The organism is Pseudomonas siliginis (assembly GCF_019145195.1).
Classification (GTDB): Bacteria; Pseudomonadota; Gammaproteobacteria; order Pseudomonadales; family Pseudomonadaceae; genus Aquipseudomonas; species Aquipseudomonas siliginis.
This window is the reverse complement of record NZ_JAHSTW010000009.1, coordinates 58,907-82,856: the sequence shown is the minus strand read 5'-3', so window position 1 is coordinate 82,856 and position 23,950 is coordinate 58,907. Positions and strand designations below refer to the sequence as shown.

At 60.4% G+C, this 23,950-nt stretch carries 20 protein-coding genes; 12 read left to right on the top strand and 8 right to left on the bottom strand.

Translation table 11 applies throughout. The annotated features are described in order from the left end of the window. The first annotated feature begins 81 nt into the window (after positions 1–81). The 4 genes from KVG87_RS18400 to KVG87_RS18385 all read left to right on the top strand — a co-directional run bounded on the left by KVG87_RS18400 (position 82) and on the right by KVG87_RS18385 (position 4,990). Complete coding sequence (locus tag KVG87_RS18400; protein ID WP_056788847.1) at positions 82–564, top strand: MarR family winged helix-turn-helix transcriptional regulator; 483 nt, start codon at positions 82–84, stop codon at positions 562–564. Beyond that, positions 554–2,023, top strand: coding sequence for an efflux transporter outer membrane subunit (locus KVG87_RS18395; RefSeq protein WP_217851924.1), 1,470 nt, complete (start codon positions 554–556; stop codon positions 2,021–2,023). The genes KVG87_RS18400 and KVG87_RS18395 overlap by 11 nt, the downstream gene beginning before the upstream one ends. Before the next feature lie 15 nt (positions 2,024–2,038). Then, on the top strand, positions 2,039–3,241 hold the full coding sequence (locus KVG87_RS18390) for an HlyD family secretion protein (protein WP_129999561.1): 1,203 nt from the start codon (positions 2,039–2,041) through the stop codon (positions 3,239–3,241). A gap of 219 nt (positions 3,242–3,460) precedes the next feature. Next, positions 3,461–4,990 carry a DHA2 family efflux MFS transporter permease subunit gene (locus tag KVG87_RS18385; RefSeq protein ID WP_071172913.1) on the top strand — a complete coding sequence of 510 codons (1,530 nt, stop codon included), beginning with the start codon at positions 3,461–3,463 and terminating at the stop codon, positions 4,988–4,990. 122 nt (positions 4,991–5,112) lie between these two features. Here the strand turns inward: KVG87_RS18385 and lpxH are convergent, their stop codons facing one another. Both lpxH and KVG87_RS18375 read right to left on the bottom strand, forming a co-directional pair. Further along, entirely contained in the window at positions 5,113–5,865 is a 753-nt protein-coding gene (gene lpxH, locus KVG87_RS18380; protein ID WP_122612127.1) for a UDP-2,3-diacylglucosamine diphosphatase, read from the bottom strand. Continuing rightward, positions 5,862–6,368 (bottom strand): peptidylprolyl isomerase, encoded by a 507-nt coding sequence (locus KVG87_RS18375; RefSeq protein ID WP_076567676.1) that lies wholly within the window; start codon positions 6,366–6,368, stop codon positions 5,862–5,864. Before KVG87_RS18375 ends, lpxH begins: the two co-directional genes overlap by 4 nt. 251 nt (positions 6,369–6,619) lie before the next feature. On the opposite strand from KVG87_RS18375, the gene KVG87_RS18370 reads away from it, so the two are divergent. Both KVG87_RS18370 and cysS read left to right on the top strand, forming a co-directional pair. Further along, complete coding sequence (locus tag KVG87_RS18370; protein ID WP_024013424.1) at positions 6,620–8,317, top strand: glutamine--tRNA ligase/YqeY domain fusion protein; 1,698 nt, start codon at positions 6,620–6,622, stop codon at positions 8,315–8,317. Between the two features lie 18 nt (positions 8,318–8,335). Further along, positions 8,336–9,718 (top strand): cysteine--tRNA ligase, encoded by a 1,383-nt coding sequence (cysS, locus tag KVG87_RS18365; RefSeq protein WP_073471310.1) that lies wholly within the window; start codon positions 8,336–8,338, stop codon positions 9,716–9,718. A gap of 198 nt (positions 9,719–9,916) precedes the next feature. Here the strand turns inward: cysS and KVG87_RS18360 are convergent, their stop codons facing one another. Next, positions 9,917–11,752: a sigma-54-dependent Fis family transcriptional regulator gene (locus tag KVG87_RS18360; RefSeq protein ID WP_217851922.1), complete on the bottom strand. Its 1,836-nt coding sequence runs from the start codon at positions 11,750–11,752 to the stop codon at positions 9,917–9,919. A gap of 384 nt (positions 11,753–12,136) precedes the next feature. Here KVG87_RS18360 and KVG87_RS18355 point away from each other — a divergent pair, with 384 nt between their 5' ends. The 6 genes from KVG87_RS18355 to KVG87_RS18330 are packed head-to-tail and all read left to right on the top strand — an operon-like array spanning position 12,137 to position 18,089. Then, a complete protein-coding gene (locus KVG87_RS18355) occupies positions 12,137–13,231 on the top strand; it encodes an ABC transporter ATP-binding protein (protein ID WP_016775291.1) in 1,095 nt (364 codons plus the stop codon). Beyond that, the gene (locus KVG87_RS18350) at positions 13,231–14,343 is read left to right on the top strand and encodes an ABC transporter ATP-binding protein (protein ID WP_016775290.1); all 1,113 of its coding nucleotides are present in this window, start codon (positions 13,231–13,233) and stop codon (positions 14,341–14,343) included. Before KVG87_RS18355 ends, KVG87_RS18350 begins: the two co-directional genes overlap by 1 nt. Next, a complete protein-coding gene (locus tag KVG87_RS18345; RefSeq protein ID WP_007912484.1) occupies positions 14,340–15,206 on the top strand; it encodes a carbohydrate ABC transporter permease in 867 nt (288 codons plus the stop codon). The genes KVG87_RS18350 and KVG87_RS18345 overlap by 4 nt, the downstream gene beginning before the upstream one ends. A gap of 9 nt (positions 15,207–15,215) precedes the next feature. Further along, on the top strand, positions 15,216–16,016 hold the full coding sequence (locus KVG87_RS18340) for a carbohydrate ABC transporter permease (RefSeq protein WP_073471306.1): 801 nt from the start codon (positions 15,216–15,218) through the stop codon (positions 16,014–16,016). A 10-nt stretch (positions 16,017–16,026) separates the two neighbouring features. Beyond that, complete coding sequence (locus KVG87_RS18335) at positions 16,027–16,299, top strand: DUF2160 domain-containing protein (RefSeq protein ID WP_038861868.1); 273 nt, start codon at positions 16,027–16,029, stop codon at positions 16,297–16,299. Positions 16,300–16,346: 47 nt separating this feature from the next. Beyond that, positions 16,347–18,089: an ABC transporter substrate-binding protein gene (locus KVG87_RS18330; RefSeq protein WP_016775286.1), complete on the top strand. Its 1,743-nt coding sequence runs from the start codon at positions 16,347–16,349 to the stop codon at positions 18,087–18,089. Between the two features lie 267 nt (positions 18,090–18,356). Here KVG87_RS18330 and KVG87_RS18325 read toward each other — a convergent pair whose 3' ends face one another. The 5 genes from KVG87_RS18325 to nuoK form a co-directional block, all read right to left on the bottom strand. Further along, positions 18,357–18,614 carry a hypothetical protein gene (locus tag KVG87_RS18325; RefSeq protein ID WP_217851920.1) on the bottom strand — a complete coding sequence of 86 codons (258 nt, stop codon included), beginning with the start codon at positions 18,612–18,614 and terminating at the stop codon, positions 18,357–18,359. Between the two features lie 131 nt (positions 18,615–18,745). Further along, the gene (gene nuoN, locus KVG87_RS18320; protein ID WP_024013420.1) at positions 18,746–20,209 is read right to left on the bottom strand and encodes an NADH-quinone oxidoreductase subunit NuoN; all 1,464 of its coding nucleotides are present in this window, start codon (positions 20,207–20,209) and stop codon (positions 18,746–18,748) included. A 7-nt stretch (positions 20,210–20,216) separates the two neighbouring features. Then, the gene (gene nuoM / locus KVG87_RS18315) at positions 20,217–21,749 is read right to left on the bottom strand and encodes an NADH-quinone oxidoreductase subunit M (RefSeq protein WP_016775285.1); all 1,533 of its coding nucleotides are present in this window, start codon (positions 21,747–21,749) and stop codon (positions 20,217–20,219) included. 39 nt (positions 21,750–21,788) lie between these two features. Further along, positions 21,789–23,642, bottom strand: a complete 1,854-nt coding sequence (nuoL, locus tag KVG87_RS18310; RefSeq protein ID WP_024013419.1) for an NADH-quinone oxidoreductase subunit L — start codon at positions 23,640–23,642, stop codon at positions 21,789–21,791. After that, complete coding sequence (nuoK, locus tag KVG87_RS18305; RefSeq protein ID WP_003180046.1) at positions 23,639–23,947, bottom strand: NADH-quinone oxidoreductase subunit NuoK; 309 nt, start codon at positions 23,945–23,947, stop codon at positions 23,639–23,641. The genes nuoL and nuoK overlap by 4 nt, the downstream gene beginning before the upstream one ends. Positions 23,948–23,950: the final 3 nt, after the last annotated feature.

Below are 23,950 nucleotides of genomic sequence, written 5' to 3'. Positions count from 1 at the left end.
TAACTATTGCGTTGACATTCGCTGCCTAAGCAGTAACATCTCGACATACATTCACTGCCTAGGCAGTTATCAGGTCGAGCCATGAAGCATTTCACCCCGGAAGAATTCAAACATTGCCACCTCGGCCTGTTGCTCGGTCGTGCCGCACTGCTCAAGGACCGGATCATCGATACCCATATGGAACCTCACGGCATCACCGCCGCGCAGTTCAAGGTGTTGATCATCATGGCCCAGTTCGGCGTCGACACCCCGGCTGAGCTGTGCCGGCATCTGTCGCTGGACAGCGGGTCGATGACGCGCATGCTCGATCGTCTCGAGCAGAAGGCTTTTCTGCTTCGTCAGCGCAGCGAAGGCGACCGCCGTCAGGTGCAGTTGAAGCTGACCGAGCAGGGCCAGCAACTGGCTGATCGTCTGCCGCACATCGGTGCCGATGCGATGAATGAGCTGGCCGGCGCGATCTCCCGCGAAGAGCTGAAAACCCTGGAATACATCCTCAAGAAAATCCTCCTGGCCGCCGGTGACCCGATCACCGTCCAGCGTTTGGGTGAACACAATGAACGCTGAAATCATGCGCAGCAGCCTGACGCTGTTGCTGTCGGCGATGATCCTCGCCGGTTGCGCCAATTACAGCGGCCTCGACACCGAAGGCCAGCGCCTCGACGCCGCGCAATTGAAGACAGCGCAGTCTCTGCGAGGCGTCACCCTGTCGCCAGCGGCGTGGCCGAAAAGCGATTGGTGGAGCAGCCTCGGTGATCCGCAGCTCGACGGCCTGATCCGCGAAGCCCTGCGCGACAGCCCGGACATGCAGATCGCCGCAGCCCGCGCCCATCAGGCCAGTGCCGCCGCCTATGCCGCCGATGCCGAGCGTTATCCGACCCTCGACGCTAGCGCCGGTATCAGCCGTTCGCGGCTGGCTCGTGATCAGGATCCGCTGGGGCAGGGCGGTGCCTATGCGACGGTGCGCAATGTCAGCGCCGGTTTCAATTACAACTTCGATTTGTGGGGCGGCCAGCGCGATGCCTGGGAAGCCGCCCTCGGCGAGGCTCGCGCTGCTGAAGTCGACCGTCAGGCCGCGCAGCTGACACTTGCCGCTGACGTCGCCCGTGCGTATAGCGATCTCGGTCAGGCGCACATCGTTTACGACCTTGCCAGCGAGGACCTCAAGCGCACCCGGCAAATGCTCGACCTCAGCCAGCGCCGCTTGAGTTCGGGAATCGACAGCCAGTACCAGTTTCAGCAAACCCAGAGTCTGGAAGCCAGTTCTCAGGCCAGCCTGATCGACGCGGAAAAACGCCTGAACAGCGCGAAAATCGCCTTGGCGGTATTGCTCGGCAAAGGCCCGGATCGTGGCAACGAAATCGCTCGACCAAAAGTCCTGCAAGCCAGCGCCGTGGCGGTGCCGTCGGTGTTGCCGGCGGAACTGCTCGGCCGCCGCCCGGATCTGGTCGCGGCGCGCTGGCGTGTCGAGGCGGCGAGCAAAGACATCGATGCGGCGAAAACCCGTTTCTATCCCAACCTCAATCTGTCGGCCTCGGCCGGCGCCGAGTCGTTGCTGGGTGATGCGATGTTCGGTTCGGCCAGCCGCTTCTTCAACATCGCGCCGACCGTGTCGTTGCCGATTTTCGATGGCGGACGCTTGCGCGCCAACCTCGATGCCCGCGACGCCGATTACGATCTGGCGGTGGCGCAGTACAACAAGAGCCTGGTCAAAGCCCTGGGTGATGTCGGCGATACCATCAACCAGCTGCGCGATATCGGCCGGCAGATCGGCGCGCAGCAACACGCCACCGACATCGCTCAGGATTCTTACAACACCGTCGTCCAGCGTTACGGTTCCGGCATCGGCAACTACCTGGACGTGCTCAGCATCGAGCAGCAATTGCTCCAGGCCCAGCGTCAGCTGGCGACCCTCAATGCCGAGCAGATCGACCTGTCGATTCAACTGATGCAAGCGCTGGGCGGCGGCTTTCAGGGTGAAAACCTGAACGCAGCCAACGCCAGCCCAGCCTCGTCGCACCCATAATTCAAGGTATTTGTCATGGCCACTGCCGAAAACACCCAAGCTCAAGACAACACCCCGGACACCGGCAACCCGCGCAAACGCAAGGTGATGCTGCTGGCCCTCGCTGTGGTGGTCCTGCTCGCCATTGCCGGCGTCTGGGCCTATCACGAGTTCATCGGGCGCTTTAACGAAAGCACCGACGATGCCTACGTCAACGGCAACGTCGTGGAGATCACGCCGCTTGTCACCGGCACCGTGGTCAGCATCGGTGCCGACGACGGGGATCTGGTCCAGGAAGGCCAGGTGCTGGTCAACTTCGACCCCAACGATGCCGAAGTCGGCCTGCAAAGTGCCAAGGCGAAACTGGCGCGCACCGTGCGTCAGGTGCGCGGCCTGTATAGCAACGTCGACGGAATGAAAGCCCAGGTCAACGCGCAGCAGGCCGAAGTGCAGAAGGCCCAGGACAACTACAACCGGCGGAAAAATCTCGCCCAGGGCGGGGCGATTTCCCAGGAAGAGCTGTCCCACGCCCGCGACGACCTGACCTCGGCGCAGAACGCCTTGGCTAACGCCAAACAGCAACTGAAAACCACCAGCGCACTGGTCGACGACACCGTGGTCTCGTCGCATCCGGACGTAATGTCGGCGGCTGCCGATCTGCGTCAGGCCTACCTGACCAATGCGCGCAGCACCTTGATCGCGCCGGTCACCGGTTACGTCGCCAAGCGCACCGTGCAGCTCGGCCAGCGCGTACAACCGGGCACCGCATTGATGGCGGTGATTCCGCTGGATCAGCTGTGGATCGACGCCAACTTCAAGGAAACCCAACTGCGTGACATGCGCATCGGTCAGCCAGTCGATATCGAGGCCGATATTTATGGCAGCGACGTGAAATACAGCGGCACCGTCGACAGCCTCGGTGCCGGTACCGGCAGCGCATTTGCCTTGCTGCCGGCACAGAACGCCACCGGTAACTGGATCAAGATTGTTCAGCGTGTGCCGGTGCGTATCCACATCAATGCCGAAGAGCTGGCCAGGCACCCGCTGCGTGTCGGTCTGTCGACCAATGTCGAGGTCAATCTGCACGACCAGAGCGGCCCGGTGCTGGCCCAGCAACCGCCGCAAAAGGCTTCGTTCAGCACCAATGTGTATGACCGCCAACTGGCCGAAGCGGACGCGATGATTGCCCAGTTGATTCACGACAACAGCGCAGCAGCGGGCAAGACCGCACAGCGCTGAGAGCACACCGGATCAGAAGCAGGCTCTGTGGTGAGGGGTTATCTGTGGCGAGGGGATTTATCCCCGCTGGACTGCGCAGCAGGCCCGTTTTTCCTGAGCCAAAAGAGGGGCCGCTTCGCGACCCAGCGGGGATAAGTCCCCTCGCCACAAGGGCCTGCTACCACAGGGCCGCCTGTGTTCATCAGGCCGCAGCGACCATCAGGTTTCATAGGATTCACAATGAGCAATAACGCTTCTTTCACGCCGCCCAGCCTGTTGCTCAGCACCATCGGCCTGTCGCTGGCGACGTTCATGCAAGTGCTCGACACGACCATCGCCAACGTGGCGCTGCCGACGATTTCCGGCAACCTTGGGGTGAGTTCGGAGCAGGGCACCTGGGTCATCACTTCGTTTGCCGTGAGCAACGCGATTGCGCTGCCGCTGACCGGTTGGCTCAGCCGCCGCTTCGGCGAGGTGAAGCTGTTTCTGTGGGCGACGATGCTGTTTGTGCTGGCGTCGTTTCTCTGCGGTATCTCGACTTCGATGCCTGAGCTGATCGGCTTTCGCGTGCTGCAAGGCTTGGTCGCCGGGCCGCTGTACCCGATGACGCAGACGCTGTTGATCGCGGTGTATCCGCCGGCGAAACGCGGGATGGCCCTGGCGCTGCTGGCGATGGTCACGGTGGTCGCGCCGATTGCAGGGCCGATTCTCGGCGGCTGGATCACCGACAGTTACAGCTGGCCTTGGATCTTCTTTATCAACGTGCCGATCGGCATCTTTGCGGTGATGGTGGTGCGTTCGCAACTGGCGAAACGGCCGGTGGTGACCAGTCGCCAGCCGATGGATTACGTCGGCCTGATCACGCTGATCATTGGTGTCGGCGCGTTGCAGGTGATCCTCGACAAGGGCAATGACCTGGACTGGTTCGAGTCGAATTTCATCATTGTCGGCGCGGCGATTTCCGTGGTCGCGCTGGCGGTGTTCGTGATCTGGGAAATGACCGACCGCCATCCGGTGGTCAACCTGCGCCTGTTCGCCCATCGCAACTTCCGCATCGGCACGCTCGTGCTGGTGCTGGGTTATGCCGGGTTCTTCGGCATCAACCTGATTCTGCCGCAGTGGTTGCAGACGCAAATGGGCTACACCGCGACTTGGGCCGGTCTGGCGGTGGCGCCGATCGGGATTCTGCCGGTGCTGCTGTCGCCATTTGTCGGCAAATACGCGCACAAGTTCGACCTGCGTCTGCTCGCCGGCATTGCGTTTCTGGCGATTGGCCTGAGCTGCTTCATGCGTGCCGAGTTCACCAACGAGGTCGACTTCCAGCACATCGCGCTGGTGCAGTTGTTCATGGGTATCGGTGTGGCGCTGTTCTTCATGCCGACTCTGAGCATTCTCATGTCGGACTTACCGCCGAGCCAGATCGCTGACGGCGCAGGCCTGGCGACTTTCCTGCGGACGCTGGGCGGTAGCTTTGCGGCCTCACTGACCACGTGGATCTGGATTCGCCGGGCCGATCAGCATCATGCGTATATGAGCGAAAGCATCAGCACCTTCGAGCCGGCAACGCGCGAGACGTTGAATACGTTAGGTGGGGCGAGTCAGTCGGCGTATGCGCAGATGGATCAGATCCTCACGAGCCAGGCGTACATGCTCTCCACCGTGGATTACTTCACGTTGCTGGGCTGGGGGTTCATGGGGTTGATTCTGATCGTGTGGCTGGCTAAGCCGCCGTTTGCCGCCAAGGCCGGGCCTGCTGCCAGCGGGCATTAACCTGAAACGCAGCACCTGTGGGAGCGAGCCTGCTCGCGAAAGCGGTGTGTCAGACACTCGACTGCTGAGTGACACACTGCATTCGCGAGCAGGCTCGCTCCCACAGGGCTTTGTGTTTGGCTTTAAATCGTGGGGGCGGGGAGGGCTGGTGGCGGGGCGAAGTCGAACGGCGCCAAGGCATACCCGCTCTCATCCACCTGCAACGCCCAACCCTGACGATCCCAATCCCCCAGCACAATCCGCTTCGCCGCTTGTTCACCAAGCTGCAACTTGTGAATTGCCGGGCGGTGGGTGTGGCCGTGGATCAGAGTCTTCACGCCGAATGCCTGCATCACTCGCGGAATCTCTTCCGGGGTGACATCGACAATGTCATTGGCCTTCATCCGCGTCTGTGCGCGGCTTTCGCTGCGTAGCTTGCGCGCCAGTTTGTGGCGGCTGCTCAGCGGCAGGTGACGGAGGATGAACAGGGTGATCGGGTTGCGCAGGTAGCGGCGCAGCTTCATGTAGCCAACGTCGCGGGTGCACAGGCTGTCGCCGTGCATCAGCAGCACCGGCTCGCCGTAGAACTGCACGACACTCGGATCCTTCAGCAAGGTGCATCCGGCCTGTTTGCAGAAGGCCTTGCCGAGCATGAAATCGCGATTGCCGTGCATCAGAAAGATGGCCGTGCCGCTGTCGCTCAAGTCGCGCAGGGCCTGGCAGATGGAACGCTGGAAGGGCGTCATGGCGTCGTCGCCAATCCATGCCTCGAAGAAGTCGCCGAGGATGTACAACGCACTCGCCGAGCGGGCGCGTCCGGCGAGCAAATCCAGAAACGCCCGGGTAATGTCCGGGCGCTCCTCTTCCAGATGCAAGTCTGAAATCAGCAATATCACGCTGCGATGATCTCGGCTTTCTCGATGATCACGTCGTCTGCTGGTACGTCCTGGTGGCCGGCCTTGGAAGTGGTCGACACGCCTTTGATCTTGTCGACAACGTCGGTGCCGGCGGTCACTTTACCGAATACCGCGTAGCCCCAGCCCTGGACGTTCTTGCCGCTGTGGTTGAGGAAGGTGTTGTCGGCGACGTTGATGAAGAACTGCGCCGATGCCGAATGCGGCTCCATGGTGCGGGCCATGGCGACGGTGTATTTGTCGTTGGAGAGACCGTTGTCCGCTTCGTTCTGGATGCTTGGACGCTTGTCTTTCTTTTCTTTCATGCCAGGCTCGAAACCGCCGCCCTGGATCATGAAGTTGCCGATGACGCGGTGGAATACGGTGTTGGTGTAGTGACCGGCGTTGACGTACTCGATGAAGTTGGCAACGGTGATCGGCGCCTTTTCAGCGTTCAGTTCGATGACGATGTCGCCATGGTTGGTGGTCAGTTTGACTTGAGTCATGGTCATTACTCTTCATAGGGAATTCGTGGTTCTGGGACATTGAGCCCCACAACCGGTTCAGCCTGCTTCGGCCAAGGTGCGCAGTTTAGCGTGACAGGCGCGAATTTCGAGGCGGTTTTTCATTTCCCGGCGATTAAATGCGTGCCTTTATAAGAGCTGCTCTGTCAGGCCCTTGACAGCATCGGCTATGATAGCGGCTTTGTTTTGTCTGGCCCCTCTTTGCGGCCGCGCACCTGTACGTCAAGGATCCTATGAGCAAGCCCACTGTCGACCCTACCTCGAATGCCAAGTCCGGCCCTGCCGTGCCGGTCAACTTCCTGCGGCCGATCATCCAGGCAGACCTGGACTCGGGCAAGCACACCCAGATCGTGACTCGCTTCCCGCCGGAGCCCAACGGCTACCTGCACATCGGCCACGCCAAGTCGATCTGCGTCAACTTCGGCCTGGCCCAGGAGTTCGGTGGCGTCACGCACCTGCGTTTCGACGACACCAACCCGGCCAAGGAAGATCAGGAATACATCGACGCCATCGAAAGCGACGTCAAATGGCTGGGCTTCGAATGGTCCGGTGAAGTGCGCTACGCCTCGCAGTATTTCGACCAGTTGCACGACTGGGCCGTCGAGCTGATCAAGGCCGGCAAGGCCTACGTCGACGACCTGACCCCGGAGCAGGCCAAGGAATACCGTGGCAGCCTCACCGAGCCGGGCAAGAACAGCCCGTTCCGTGACCGTTCGGTTGAGGAAAACCTCGACCTGTTCGCGCGCATGAAGGCCGGTGAATTCCCGGACGGCGCGCGCGTGCTGCGGGCGAAGATCGACATGGCTTCGCCGAACATGAACCTGCGCGACCCGATCATGTATCGCATCCGCCACGCGCATCACCACCAGACCGGCGACAAGTGGTGCATCTACCCGAACTACGACTTCACCCATGGCCAGTCGGACGCCATCGAAGGCATCACCCATTCGATCTGCACCCTCGAGTTCGAAAGCCATCGCCCGCTGTACGAGTGGTTCCTGGAGAACCTGCCGGTGCCGGCGAACCCGCGCCAGTACGAGTTCAGCCGTCTGAACCTGAACTACACGATCACCAGCAAGCGCAAGCTCAAGCAGCTGGTGGACGAGAAGCACGTCAATGGCTGGGACGATCCGCGCATGTCCACGCTGTCGGGCTTCCGCCGCCGTGGCTACACGCCGAAATCGATCCGCAACTTCTGCGAAATGATCGGCACCAACCGTTCCGACGGCGTGGTCGATTTCGGCATGCTCGAGTTCAGCATCCGTGACGATCTCGACCACAGCGCCCCGCGCGCGATGTGCGTGCTGCGTCCGCTGAAAGTGGTCATCACCAACTACCCGGAAGGCCAGGTCGAAAACCTCGAACTGCCACGCCACCCGAAAGAAGACATGGGCGTGCGCGCGCTGCCATTCGCCCGGGAAATCTACATCGACCGCGAAGACTTCATGGAAGAGCCGCCGAAGGGCTACAAGCGCCTGGAACCGGCTGGTGAAGTGCGTCTGCGCGGCAGCTACGTGATCCGCGCCGATGAAGCGATCAAGGACGCCGATGGCAACATCGTCGAACTGCGTTGCTCGTACGACCCGGACACCCTCGGCAAGAACCCGGAAGGGCGCAAGGTCAAAGGCGTGATCCACTGGGTGCCGGCCGCCGCCAGCGTCGAGTGCGAAGTGCGTCTGTACGATCGCCTGTTCCGTTCGCCGAACCCGGAAAAAGCCGAAGACAGCGCCAGCTTCCTCGACAACATCAACCCTGACTCGCTGCAAGTGCTGACCGGTTGTCGCGCTGAGCCATCGCTCGGCAACGCACAGCCGGAAGACCGTTTCCAGTTCGAGCGCGAAGGCTACTTCGTCGCGGACCTGAAGGACTCGAAACCCGGTCAGCCGGTATTCAACCGTACCGTGACCCTGCGTGATTCGTGGGGCCAGTGAGTGAGTCAAGGAACTAACGTGCTAACGATCTACAACACGCTCACCAAGAGCAAAGAAGTCTTCAAGCCGCTGGATGGCAACAAGGTGCGCATGTACGTCTGCGGAATGACCGTGTACGACTACTGCCACCTCGGCCACGGCCGCAGCATGGTCGCGTTCGACCTGGTGACGCGCTGGCTGCGCTTCAGCGGTTATGACCTGACTTACGTGCGCAACATCACCGACATCGACGACAAGATCATCAATCGTGCCCGCGAGAACGGTGAATCGTTCGAAGCGCTGACCGAGCGCATGATCGCCGCGATGCACGAAGACGAAGCGCGCCTGAACATCCAGAAGCCGGACATGGAACCGCGCGCCACCGATCATATCGCCGGCATGCACGCGATGATCCAGACCCTGATCGACAAGGGCTACGCTTACGCCCCGGGCAATGGCGACGTGTACTATCGCGTCGCCAAGTTCATGGGCTACGGCAAGCTGTCGCGCAAGAAGATCGAAGATTTGCGCATCGGCGCGCGCATCGAAGTCGATGAGTCGAAACAAGACCCGCTCGACTTCGTCCTGTGGAAAGCTGCCAAGCCGGGCGAGCCGAGCTGGGAATCGCCCTGGGGCGCCGGACGTCCGGGCTGGCACATCGAGTGCTCGGTGATGTCGACCTGCTGCCTCGGTGAGACTTTCGATATTCATGGCGGCGGCAGCGACCTGGAGTTCCCGCACCACGAAAACGAAATCGCCCAGAGCGAAGCGGCCACCGGCAAGACCTACGCCAATGCGTGGATGCATTGCGGCATGATTCGCATCAATGGCGAGAAGATGTCCAAGTCCTTGAACAACTTCTTCACCATCCGCGACGTGCTCGACAAGTACCACCCGGAAGTCGTGCGTTACCTGCTGGTATCGAGCCACTACCGCAGCGCGATCAACTACTCGGAAGACAACCTCAAGGACGCCAAGGGCGCACTGGAGCGTTTCTACCATGCGCTGAAAGGCCTGCCGAGCGTGGCGCCGGCCGGTGGCGAAGCGTTCGTCGAGCGTTTCACCACGGTGATGAACGACGACTTCGGCACCCCTGAAGCCTGCGCCGTGCTGTTCGAGATGGTGCGCGAGATCAACCGTCTGCGCGAGAGCGATCTTGATGCAGCGGCGGGGCTGGCGGCACGTCTGAAAGAACTGGCGAGTGTGCTGGGCGTGTTGCAACTTGAGGCCGATGACTTCCTGCAGGCCGGCGCTGAAGGGCGGGTCGATGCGGCTGAAGTCGATGCACTGATTGCGGCGCGCCTGGCAGCTCGGGCGGCGAAAGACTGGGCCGAGTCGGACCGGATTCGTGATCAGCTGACGGCGATGGGTGTCGTGCTGGAAGATGGCAAGGGTGGGACTACCTGGCGTCTGGCTGACTGATAGCCTTACCTGTTACAGACAAAACCCGCCTTGTGCGGGTTTTGTTTTTTCTTCCTCAGGACCAGCGTTGACAGGGCGGACGCCTTCGCGAGCAGGCTCGCTCCCACAGTGGATTTTCGCCATGTCCGTTTTCCGTGCACGACACAAATGCCGTGTGGGAGCGAGCCTGCTCGCGAAGAGGCCCGTCCAGAAAACTTGTCATTCAGCCTGCCGCAACCGCTTGTAAAGCGTATTCCGACTGACTCCCAACCGCCGCGCGAGATGCGAAATATTCCCCCCGGCCGCCTTCAACTCCCTGTTCAACGCCTCGACATCATTCAAATCCAGCCCCAGCGGCGCCGCTGTTTCCACCGGCTCCATCTCCAGGTCGACAAAAAAATCATCCGGCAAATGCTCAGGCCGCACTGGTTGTTCCTCGGCCATGGCCAGCGCCACCTGCATCACGCTGCTGACCTGACGCAAATTCCCCGGCCACGGGTGCTTTTCAAACAGCTCCAATACCTCCGGGCTCAGCCCCGCCCATTGCGTCGGCTCGCGATGTTGCTCCCACAGCCGTTTGAACAGCGCCTGCTTGTCACTGCGCTCGCGTAACGGCGGCAGCTCCAGGGTCAGGCCGCCGATGCGGTAGTACAAATCCTCGCGAAAGCGGCCCAGTTGTACCTGCTCGCGCAACGAACGGTTGGTCGCGGAAATGATCCGCAGATCAACCGGGAACAACTCGCTGCTGCCCACCGGCTGCACGCAACGCTCCTGCAACACGCGCAACAAACGCGCCTGAGTTGGCAGCGGCATGTCACCGATCTCGTCGAGAAACAGCGTGCCTTTGTCGGCCTTGCGGATCAGGCCGATGCTGCCTTTCTGGTTGGCCCCGGTGAACGCGCCTTTCTCGTAACCGAACAATTCGGACTCGACCAGTTCAGCGGGGATCGCTGCACAGTTCACCGCGATGAATGCCTGTTTTTGCCGGGAGCTGGCTTGGTGCAAGGCTTTGACGAACACTTCCTTGCCGACGCCGGTTTCACCGTGGATCAACAACGGAATGTCTTTTTCCAGCAAGCGCTCGGCCTGGCGCACGGCTTTTTCCACGCGACTGTCGCCGAAATGCAGCGTATTGAGGCTGATCGCACTGGCTGGCGCAGGCTTGTCCTCGGCGGCAAACACCCGCGCTTGCACCGGCGCCTGTTTCGGCCGTTTCAGCAAGCACTGGAAACGGTTGCGTCCGGAGGTCTGCAGGGCGAATGGCAAACCCTCGGGCTGATTGATCAACTCCAGCAGCGACACCTTGAACAGGCTTTCAACGCTGACTCGGGACAAACGCACACCGAGCAAATTATCGGCGCGGCGATTGGCCGACAGCACCTGTCCGCTCTCATCGAAAATCAACAACCCGGCCCACTGGCTGTCGAGGTTGTTCAACCCGGTGTTGAAAGTCAGTTGAAAATGCTGGCCATGGAACAGGTTGAGGATCAGCCGGTTTTCCACGGTCTGGCTCATCATCTTGACCATGCCCAGAGTGTGCGAGGGCGGCAGGTAGCTGTCGCTGGAGACATCGAGCACGGCGATGAGCTTGCGCTCGGCGTCGAAAATCGGCGCGGCGGAGCCGGTCATGAAGCGGTTGGCCTTGAGGAAGTGTTCATCGTGTTCGATGTGCACCGCCTGCTCACAGGCCAGTGCGGTGCCGATCGCGTTGGTGCCGCTGCTGCGCTCCATCCAGCTCGCCCCGGCCTGAAAGCCCCGGGCCAGATTCGGTTCGATAAAGCGCTGCGTACCCCACGAGGTCAGCACCTGGCCCTGATTGTCGGCGAGCATGATCAGGCAGTTGGAATTGCTGAGGATGTTTTCGTAGTAGGGCAGGACTTCCTGATGCGTGGTCTGCACCAGCGAATGATGGCTGTCGAGCAACCGCGCAATGCCGGCGGCGGGCAATTGATCGAAGGCCGGGGCGCTCTGGTGGTCGAGGCCGAACGCGCGGCAACGTTGCCAGGAGGTCTGGACGATCGCGTCGTGGGACAGCGGCGAAGCAGGTGCGGCCATGGGGGCGAGCCTCTGAGTGCAGCGATTTTATTATTGTTATGAGCCCGATCTTCAAAACTACACAAATCCCCATGTGGGAGCGAGCCTGCTCGCGAAAGCGTCGGTTCAGTCAATGGATTCATTGAATGACACACCGCTTTCGCGAGCAGGCTCGCTCCCACAGGGGATCCATTTTGCATTCAGGATTGGGCAAAAGCGTGCATAGAGTGTTGTTCACTATTGTTCATTGTCAATCACCCCGACTGTTCAAAAGTGTTCAGCTGTGAACGCCGCTTGCCCCCGTAAACACTGCTTCTCAAGACAAATCAAGCACTTGCCATTTCTGGCACGAATGTCGCTCTGTTGCTCCGGTCGCTTGACTCCAAAAATAACAAAGGCCGAGCCATGTCACTCACCCTGGAGCACGTCAGCCGTACCGTCGAGGGCCAGATCTGGATCGACGATGCGTGCCTGAAATTCGAACCCGGATCCTTCAACGTTCTGCTCGGGCGCACCCTGTCCGGCAAGACCAGCCTCATGCGCCTGATGGCCGGCCTCGACAAGCCTGACAGCGGCCGCGTGCTGATGAACGGCGTCGACGTCACCCAGCGCCCGGTGCGGCTGCGCAACGTGTCGATGGTCTATCAGCAGTTCATCAATTACCCGACCATGACGGTGTTCGAGAACATCGCCTCGCCACTGCGTCAGGCCGGCATCTCGAAAGAGATCATCCACAGCAAGGTGCAGGAAACCGCACGCATGCTGCGCATCGAGAAGTTCTTGCAGCGCTATCCGCTGGAGCTCTCCGGCGGGCAGCAACAGCGCACGGCCATGGCCCGCGCGCTGGTCAAGGATGCTGAGCTGATCCTCTTCGACGAGCCGTTGGTCAACCTCGACTACAAGCTGCGCGAAGAGCTGCGTCAGGAAATGCGCGAGCTGTTCAAGGCCCGCCACACCATCGCCATCTACGCCACCACCGAACCCAACGAAGCGCTGGCCCTCGGCGGCACCACCACCATCCTGCACGAAGGCCGGGTGATCCAGAGCGGGCCGTCGACCGAGGTCTATCACCAGCCGCAGTCGGTGCTCGCCGCTGAATTGTTCTCCGAACCGCCGATCAACCTGATGCCGGGACGCATTGCCGGCAACGAAGTCAGCTTTGCCAACTTCGTCCACTTCCCGCTGAACGTCGATCTGCGCCCGGTAGGCGAGGGCGAGTTCCGCTTCGGCGTACGCCCGAGTCATATCTCGCTGGTGCCGAGCAACGATGACGATCTCGAACTGGCGGTGACCGTCGAGGTCGCCGAAATCAGCGGTTCGGAAACCTTCCTGCATGTGCGCAACGAGCATTTCCTGCTGGTGCTGCACTTGCCGGGTGTTCATGAATACGACGTCGATGCGCCGATCCGCATCTATATCCCGACCCACAAACTGTTCGTTTTCGATGCGCAGGGCCGTCTGGTGCAAGCACCGGGCCGGCGTGTCGCGAGGGTTGCCTGATGGCCGAAATCCGTTTGCAGCACCTCGCCCACAGCTACAGCAAAACCCCGAGCGGCGCCGAGGATTATGCGATCCGCGAGATGGATCACGTCTGGGAGCAGGGTGGCGCCTATGCTTTGCTCGGCCCGTCCGGTTGCGGCAAGTCGACTTTGCTCAACATTATTTCCGGCCTGCTCAGCCCGTCCCAGGGCCACGTGTTGTTTGACGGCAAAGCGGTCAACGACCTCACGCCGGAGAAGCGCAACATCGCCCAGGTTTTCCAGTTTCCGGTGGTCTACGACACCATGACCGTGTTCGACAACCTCGCTTTCCCGCTGCGAAACCAGGGCATGGCCGAGGCGAAAGTGCACAGCAAGGTGCAGGAAATTGCCGAAGTGCTCGACCTGCAGAATCTGCTGAGCAAAAAAGCGCGCAATCTCACCGCCGACGAAAAGCAGAAAGTCTCCATGGGCCGTGGCCTGGTGCGCGATGACGTCTCGGCAATCCTCTTCGATGAGCCGCTGACGGTGATCGACCCGCACCTGAAGTGGAAACTGCGGCGCAAGCTCAAGCAGATCCACGAGCAGTTCAACATCACCATGGTCTACGTCACCCACGATCAACTGGAAGCCTCGACCTTCGCTGACAAGATCGCGGTGATGTACGGCGGCCAGATCGTCCAGTTCGGTACGCCACGGGAATTGTTCGAACGGCCGAGCCACACCTTTGTCGGCTATTTCATCGGCAGCCCGGGGATGAATCTGATCGAGGTGCAGCCGCAGCCCGGTGGCGTCGGTTTCGCCTCGACGCACTTGCCGTTGTCCGACGCCTTGCAGCGCCATATCGAGCACGGCCAGTGGAAAAATCTCAAGGTCGGCATCCGCCCCGAGTTCATTCATGTGTGGGACGAGCCGTTTGACGACGCGATGCAGGCCAAAGTCGTACACGTCGAAGACCTCGGCACCTACAAGATCATGACTCTCAACCTCGACGGCGCGCCTTTGAAAGTGCGCCTGGCAGAAGACAAGCCGGTACCCCAGGGCACCGCGTACATCAGTTTCCCGGCGCAATGGCTGATGGTCTATGCCGACGAATTTCTCCTGGAAGTCAGCGACGAGGAGGCGCAGCCATGAACAAAGTGCAGAACAACAAGGCCTGGTGGCTGGTGTTGCCGGTGTTCCTGCTGGTGGCGTTCAGTGCGGTGATCCCGATGATGACCGTGGTCAACTATTCGGTGCAGGACATCTTCGACCAGTCCAGCCGCTACTTCGTCGGCGCTGACTGGTACAAGCAAGTGCTGCTTGATCCGCGTCTGCACGACTCGCTGCTGCGCCAGTTCATCTATTCAGCCTGCGTGCTGCTGATTGAAATCCCGCTGGGCATCGCCGTCGCGCTGACCATGCCGACCAAGGGCCGCTGGTCCTCGGTGGTGCTGATCATTCTGGCGATTCCGCTGCTGATTCCGTGGAACGTGGTCGGCACCATCTGGCAGATCTTTGGCCGCGCGGACATCGGCCTGCTCGGTTCCAGCCTCAACGCGATGGGCATCAGCTACAACTACGCGGCCAACACCATGGACGCCTGGGTGACGGTGCTGGTGATGGACGTCTGGCATTGGACTTCTCTGGTCGCGCTGCTGTGTTTCTCCGGCCTGCGGGCGATTCCCGACGTCTATTACCAGGCCGCGCGCATCGATCGCGCCTCGGCGTGGGCTGTGTTCCGCCACATTCAGTTGCCCAAGCTGAAAAGCGTGCTGCTGATCGCGGTGATGCTGCGCTTCATGGACAGTTTCATGATCTACACCGAGCCGTTCGTGCTCACCGGTGGCGGGCCGGGCAATGCCACGACGTTCTTGAGTCAGACGTTGACGCAGATGGCTGTAGGGCAATTCGACCTCGGTCCGGCAGCGGCGTTTTCGCTGGTGTACTTCCTGATCATCCTGTTGGTGTCGTGGCTGTTCTATACCGCCATGACGCACTCCGACGCCAACCGCTGAGGCCCGGCCATGAGCAAGAAAAAGCTTATTCCGTTGCTGGTGTACATCCTGTTCCTGCTGGTGCCGATCTACTGGCTGTTGAACATGTCGTTCAAGAGCAACACCGAAATCCTCGGCGGCCTGACGCTTTTCCCACAGGAATTCACGCTGGCGAACTACAAGGTGATCTTCACTGATCCGAGTTGGTACACCGGCTACTTGAACTCGCTGTATTACGTCAGCCTCAACACGGTGATTTCCCTGAGCGTGGCGTTACCGGCGGCTTACGCGTTTTCACGCTATCGTTTCCTCGGCGACAAGCATCTGTTCTTTTGGCTGCTGACCAATCGCATGGCGCCGCCGGCGGTGTTCTTGCTGCCGTTCTTTCAGTTGTATTCGTCGATCGGCCTGTTCGACACGCATATCGCCGTGGCTTTGGCGCACTGCCTGTTCAACGTGCCGCTGGCGGTGTGGATTCTGGAAGGTTTCATGTCCGGCGTGCCCAAGGAGATCGACGAAACGGCCTACATCGACGGCTACAGTTTCCCCAAGTTCTTCGTGAAGATTTTCATCCCGTTGATCGGTTCCGGTATCGGCGTCACGGCGTTTTTCTGCTTCATGTTTTCCTGGGTCGAGCTGCTGCTGGCGCGCACGCTGACCTCGGTCAACGCCAAACCGATTGCGGCGGTGATGACGCGCACGGTGTCGGCGTCGGGGATCGATTGGGGCGTGCTGGCAGCGGCGGGGGTGTTGACCATCCTGCCGGGCATGCTGGTGATCTGGTTTGTACGCAACCACGTGGCCAAGGGATTTGCCCTCGGTCGGGTATGAGGAGCTGATGATGGAATGGATGAGCTGGACGACACCGACCGCCGCGTTCTTCATCGGCATCGGTCTGATTCTGGTGGGCATGACCACCTGGGAATTGCGCTCGCCGAGCATTCTGCGGCGCGGGTTTCTGCCGATTGCCACCACCCGTGGCGATCGCTTGTTTATCGGTCTTCTCGGCAGCGCCTACCTGCATTTGCTGGTAATCGGCGTCACCGACTGGAGCATCTGGGTGGCGTCCGCGTTGTCCCTGGTGTGGCTGTTGGCTGTGATGCGTTGGGGCTAGTCGAATCGTTCGGCAACGCGGCTCCACAACTTAAACAGGAGGTCTCTATGTTCGATAAAAACAATAAGCTGCGACATAGCATTTCATTGGCAGCCATGCTGGCACTCAGCGGTTTGAGCGCATCTGCCTGGGCCGACGCCTATGAAGATGCTGCGAAAAAATGGATCGGCAGCGAGTTCAAGCCCTCGACCCTGACGGCCGAACAGCAGCTTGAAGAACTGAAGTGGTTCATCAAGGCCGCCGAGCCGTTTCGCGGCATGGACATCAAGGTCGTTTCCGAGACCCTGACCACCCACGAATACGAGTCCAAGGTGCTGGCCAAGGCCTTCAGCGAAATTACCGGGATCAAACTCACACACGACCTGCTGCAGGAAGGCGACGTGGTCGAGAAAATGCAGACGGTGATGCAGTCGGACAAGAACATCTATGACGGCTGGGTCAACGATTCTGACCTGATCGGCACGCACTTTCGCTACGGCAAGACCGAATCGATCACCGACCTGATGGCCAACGAAGGCAAGAACTTCACTTCGCCAACCCTCGACATCAAGGACTTTATCGGCATCTCCTTCACCACCGCGCCCGACGGCAAGATCTATCAACTGCCCGACCAGCAATTCGCCAACCTGTACTGGTTCCGCGCCGACTGGTTCGAACGCGCCGATCTGAAAGCCAAGTTCAAGGAAAAATACGGCTACGAATTAGGCGTGCCAGTGAACTGGTCGGCCTATGAAGACATTGCCAAATTCTTCAGCGAAGACGTCAAGGAAATCGACGGCAAACGCGTCTACGGCCACATGGATTACGGCAAGAAAGACCCGTCGCTGGGCTGGCGTTTCACCGATGCCTGGTTCTCCATGGCCGGTGGCGGCGACAAGGGACTGCCCAACGGCTTGCCGGTGGACGAGTGGGGCATCCGCGTCGAGGACTGCCACCCGGTCGGCTCCAGCGTGACCCGTGGCGGCGACACCAACGGCCCGGCGGCGGTGTTTGCTACCACCAAATACGTCGACTGGCTGAAGAAATACGCGCCACCGGAAGCGGCCGGCATGACCTTCTCCGAGTCCGGCCCGGTGCCATCGCAGGGCAACATCGCCCAGCAGATCTTCTGGTACACCGCGTTCACCGCCGACATGACCAAACCCGGCCTGCCGGTGGTCAACGCCGACGGCACGCCGAAATGGCGCATGGCGCCGTCGCCTAAAGGCCCGTATTGGGAAGAGGGCATGAAGCTCGGCTATCAGGATGTGGGATCGTGGACGTTCATGAAATCCACGCCTGAGAAACAGAAACTTGCGGCGTGGCTGTACGCGCAGTTCGTCACGTCGAAAACTGTTTCGCTGAAGAAAACCATCGTCGGTCTGACACCTATTCGCGAGTCGGACATCAACTCGCAGGCGATGACCGATCTGGCGCCGAAACTCGGTGGTCTGGTCGAGTTCTATCGCAGCCCGGCCCGCGTGCAATGGTCGCCGACCGGTACCAACGTGCCGGACTACCCGCGTCTGGCGCAACTGTGGTGGAGCCATATCGCCGAAGCCGCCAGCGGCGAGAAGACCCCACAACAGGCGCTTGATGGCCTGGCCAAGGATCAGGACCGCATCATGGAACGCCTCGAACGCTCCAAGGCCCAGGCCACTTGCGCACCGAAAATGAACCCGGAACGCGATGCGCAATACTGGTTCGATCAACCGGGCGCACCGAAGCCGAAACTGGCCAACGAGAAGCCTAAGGGCGAAACCGTGAGCTATAGCGAACTGCTGAAGTCCTGGGCGGATGCGCGCAAGTGACGTTGGAAGTGTAAGAAGCGAACGGCACCGGAAGGTGCCGTTTTTTTTGCTGCCTGATCTGCCGCTTTCGCGAGCAGGCTCGCTCTCACAATGGATAGGTCTGCTCAAAAACATCCGATGACACCTTAGGTCCCTGTGGGAGCGAGCCTGCTCGCGAAAGCGGTGGGTCAGCCGACGCATTTTTAACTGACATGACGTCATTGCGGGCAGGTTCACCTCCAAGCGGGATATCTGTAGAAATGACGGATTAAGGAACCACCGGTAGCTTTAGCTTTCGAAGGAGTCCAGCAAGGCGTCAGGCAGTGGTGCATCAAAGTCATCGGAAGTTTTGTATCTGCCCTTCATTAAACCAATACGTTTTACCGGCGGTTTCTCCTCGGTTATTTCGCTTTGGCGTTGCTCAGTCAATGTGCCTGAATCATCCGACAACTCTGAAATGATATTGCGCTTCATGGTTCGTGAATCTCCATTTGATAGGTGATTCTCAAATTTAACCGCAATTACCTTCTGCGCTATATCAGCCATTGCTCACTCCTTTGAAGGCAAATTCCTGAAAAGGAGAGAGCGTTTAAGGTCAAAAAGATCGCAGCCTTAAATCCCACAAAAAACGGCACCCGAAGGTGCCGTTTCCATTTCCAGCCAGATCAGCCGAGCAATCAGCCCGCCAGACCCGCCTGTTGTACCAGCACCAGCAACGGCTGCGGGTACACGCCCAGGAAGAATGCGACCAGGGCGATGGCCAGCAGCATCACGCCGCCTGCCTTCTGTTCCCAGTGCAGCTGGGCGTCGTGGCGACGCAGGTTTGGCTCGATCAGGTACAGGGTGACCATCACGCGCAGGTAGTAGAAGACGCCGATGGCGCTGCCCAGTACCAGTGCGCCGACCAGCCACCACTGACGCGTTTCGACACCGCTGGCGATGATGTAGAACTTGCCGATGAAGCCGGCGGTCAGCGGGATGCCGGCCAGGGACAGCATCATCACGGTCAGTACGGCGGTCAGGTACGGACGGCGCCAGAACAGGCCGCGGTATTCGTACAGGGCGTCAGCGTCGCGGCCGTTGTAAGGCGAGGACATCAGGGTGATCACGCCGAAGGCGCCGAGGCTGGTGATTACATAAGTCACCAAGTACACACCGATGGCTTCCACCGCCAGACCCTTGCTCGCCACCAGCGCGATCAGCAGATAGCCGAAGTGCGCAATCGACGAGTAACCGAGCAGACGCTTGAGGTTGCTCTGGGTCAGGGCCAGCAGGTTACCGAACAGGATCGAGGCGACCGCGATAACGCTGAGCACATCGCTCAGCACACCACTGCTGGCAGCAGGGGAGAGCTGGAACAGACGCACCATCACCGCAAACACTGCGACCTTCGAAGCGGTAGCGAGGAACGCCGCCACCGGTGCCGGTGCACCTTCGTAGACGTCCGGCGTCCACAGGTGGAACGGTACCAGCGACAGCTTGAACGCCAGACCGATCAGCATCATGCCCAGGCCCAGTTGCGCCAGCGGGCTTGGCAGGCCGGTCGCGGCCAGGGCCTGACCGATGCCGACGAAGCTCAGCGAACCGGCGTCGGCGTAGAGCAGCGCCATACCGAACAGCAGGAACGCGGAACCGGCAGCCGACAGCACCATGTACTTGATGCCGGCTTCCAGCGAACGCTTGTTGAAGAAGGCGTAAGCCACCAGACCGTAGACCGGTACCGAGAGCAGTTCCAGACCGATGAACAACCCGGCCAGGTGCTGCGCGCTGACCAACACCAGACCACCGGCGGCGGCCATCAGGATCAGCAGGTACAGTTCTTCGCGATTGCCCGGGTAGCCCGAACCGCCATCACCCAGATAGGCGTGGGCGAGGGTGACGCAGGCGAGGGTGGCGACCAGGATCATCGCCATGTACAGGCAGGCAAACGCGTCGATCTGCAGCAACGGGGTCACGGCCAGAGGCGCGACTTTCAACGCAGGCAGGATCGACAGCAGGGCCAGGTTCAGACCCGCCACCGAAATCAGGAAGGTCTGCGAGTGGTTGCGGCGCCAGGCGATTGCCAGCATCACCACGATAATGGTGAGGCTGGTGATCAACAGTGGCGCAAGCGCAATAAAGTGTTGAATCGTGAATTCCATAGCGCTCTTACCGGGCCGAAGCGAGTTGAGAGAAGGCGGTGCCGAGCCACTGCTGCACGCCATGCATGGTGGCGGCAGAGGTGTCGAGGAACGGTTGCGGGTAGACGCCGAGGTAAATCAGCAATACCGCCAGACCGAGCACCATGATCAGTTCGCGCGCGTCCATGCCGTGCAGCACCGCGTCGGATTTCGACGGGCCGAAGTAGGCACGGTGGATCATGATCAGCGAGTAGACCGAACCGAACACCAGACCGGAAGTGGCAATCGCCGTGACCCATGGAGCGCTGGCGAAGGAGCCGATCAGGATCAGGAATTCGCCGACAAAGTTACCGGTGCCCGGCAAGCCCAGCGACGCCGCAGCGAAGAACAGGCTGATGGCCGGCAGGTAAGCGATACGCGACCACAGACCGCCCATCTCACGCATGTCACGGGTATGCAGACGCTCGTACAACTGACCGCTGAGGATAAACAGCGCCGCTGCCGACAGACCGTGCGCCAGCATCTGGATCACTGCACCTTGCAGCGCCAGTTGGCTGCCGGAGTAGATGCCGATCAACACGAAGCCCATGTGGGAAACGGAAGAGAAGGCAATCAGACGCTTGATGTCGGTTTGTGCGAACGCCAGGAACGCGCCGTAGAAGATCCCGATCAGACCGAGGGTCATGGCGATCGGCGCGAACTCCGCCGAAGCGTTCGGGAACAGCGGCAGGGCGAAACGCAGCAGGCCGTAGGCCGCGGTTTTCAGCAGGATACCGGCGAGGTCGACGGAACCGGCAGTCGGCGCCTGGGCGTGAGCATCAGGCAGCCAGGAGTGGAACGGTACGACGGGCAGCTTGACCGCGAAAGCGATGAAGAAGCCGAGCATCAGAATGTACTCGGTGGTCATCGACATCTTGGTTTTCAACAGGTCGGCGTAGTTGAAGGTAATCACGCCGGTGTTGTTGAAGTTGACCAGCACCAGACCGAGGATCGCCACCAGCATGATCAGGCCGGACGCCTGAGTGAAGATGAAGAACTTGGTCGCTGCGTAGATCCGGGTTTTCTTGCCGTCCGAAGAACTGTGACCCCAGAGCGCGATGAGGAAGTACATCGGCACCAGCATCATTTCCCAGAAGAAGAAGAACATGAACAAGTCGAGGGCGAGGAACACGCCGACGACGCCGCCCAGGATCCACATCAGGTTCAGGTGGAAGAAGCCAACGTGACGTTGAATCTCTTTCCACGAGCAGAGTACCGAGAGGATACCCAGCAGACCGGTCAGCAGGATCATCAACAGCGACAGGCCGTCGAGGGCCAGGTGCACGTTGATGCCGAAACGCTGGATCCAGACATGCTTGAACTCAAGCGCCCAGGTCGGATCGGCGCCCGGCGCCGGTGCGAATGAATAGTCACCGTGGGCCCACAGCCAGAGGCCGAGCGCGAGTTCCAGGGTCATGGTCAACAGCGCAATCCAGCGCGGGAGGGTAGCGCCGAAGCGCTCACCCATCCAGCACAGCAGGCCGCCGATGAAGGGGATCAGGATTAGCCAAGGCAGAATCATGACGGGCTCGTTTCCTTTCGCAAATTCGCAAGGTTCATATCAGACCGCTACCAGCACGATGGCGCCGATCACCAGCACGGCACCAGCAGCCATCGAGGCGGCGTACCAACGCAGTTGACCGGTCTCGGTGCGGCTCAGGGCAGTGTGACCACCCTTGGCCATACGCGGGATCAGACCGATGGTCTGGTCGAGCGGGTCTTTGCGCAGTACATGGCTGATCGCAAGGTACGGCTTGACGAACAGTTTGTCGTAGATCCAGTCGAAGCCCCAGGCAGCGAACCACCAGGCCGAAAGGAAACGGCCGATGCCGCTGTTGGCGATCGCCGTGACGAAGCGACGCTTGCCGAGGAACAGCAGCGCTGCCAGCAGGATACCGGCCAAGGCGATGGCGCCCGAGGCGATTTCCAGACTGTGCTTGGCTTCGCCACCGGCATGGCCGACGCTTTGCGGCAGTACGCCGTGCAGCGGTGGCACGATCATCGCGCCGACGAAAGTCGACAGCACGATCAGTACCGACAGAGGCAGCCAGTGGGCAATGCCGTGGCCGGCGTGGGCTTCGGTCTTGGCTTCACCGTGGAACGCGATGAAGATCAGGCGGAAGGTATACAGCGAAGTCATGAACGCACCGACCAGACCTGCGTAAAGCAGACCCTGGTTGCCGCTGGCGAACGCTTCCCAGAGGATTTCGTCCTTGGAGTAGAAGCCTGCGGTAACCAGTGGCAGAGCGGCCAGCGCGGCACCACCGACGATGAAGCTGGCGTAGGCCAGTGGCAGTTTCTTCCACAGACCGCCCATCTTGAAGATGTTCTGCTCGTGGTGGCAGGCAACGATCACCGCACCGGAAGCAAGGAACAGCAGGGCCTTGAAGAAGGCGTGGGTCATCAGGTGGAAGATCGCGCCTTCCCAGGCACCAACGCCCAGCGCCAGGAACATGTAGCCGATCTGGCTCATGGTCGAGTAGGCGAGGATACGTTTGATGTCGGTCTGCACCAGCGCGGCAAAACCGGCCAGCACCAGGGTCACGCCACCGACGATGCCGACGAGGTGCAGGATGTCCGGCGCCAAGGCGAACAGACCATGGGTACGGGCGATCAGGTAGACACCGGCGGTGACCATGGTTGCGGCGTGGATCAGTGCCGAAACCGGGGTAGGGCCGGCCATCGCATCCGCGAGCCAGGTTTGCAGCGGCAGCTGCGCCGATTTACCGACAGCACCGCCTAGCAGCATCAGGGTTGCCAGAACGATCCAGAAGTCACCGACCTTGAAGTGCTCAGGCGCACGCACCAGCAGTTCCTGGACGTTCAACGTGCCCAGTTGCTGGAACAGGATGAACAGGCCGATGGCCATGAACACGTCGCCGATACGGGTGACGATGAATGCCTTGAGTGCGGCGTTACCGTTGTTGCGGTTGCTGTAGTAGAAACCGATCAACAGGTACGAGCACAGGCCCACGCCTTCCCAACCGAAGTAGATGAACAGCAGGTTATCGCCGAGGATCAGGAACAGCATGCTGGCGATGAACAGGTTGGTGTACGAGAAGAAGCGCGAGTAACCGTCTTCGCCACGCATGTACCAGGACGCGAACAGGTGGATCAGGAAGCCGACGCCGACGACCACACCGAGCATGGTCACCGACAGGCCATCCAGGTACAGCGCGAAGTTCGGCTGGAAACCTTCCACCGACATCCAGCGCCACAGCACCTGGGTGTACACGCCACCTTCCGGCGGCGCGACGTTGAATTGCCAGATCACGTAAGCGGTGACGATGGCCGACAGGCCGATCGAACCGACACCGATCAGCGCCGAGAGGTTTTCCGAGAAGCGGCCGCGCGAGAACGACAGCAACAGGAACCCGATCAGAGGGAATACGAAAGTCAGAAAGAGTAGGTTCATCCGCGCATCTCACTGGCAGCGTCGATATCGAGCGTGTGGAAGCGGCGATACAGCTGCAGCAGGATCGCCAGACCAATACTGGCCTCGGCTGCGGCAAGGCTGATCACCAGGATGAACATGATCTGTCCATCCGGCTGCGCCCAGCGGGCGCCCGCAACGATGAAGGCCAGGGCAGAGGCGTTCATCATCACTTCCAGACTCATCAACACGAACAAAATGTTGCGGCGGACCATCAGGCCGACCAGACCAAGGCAGAACAGGATGCCGGCAACGGCTAAACCATGTTCGAGAGGGATAGCAGGCATGTC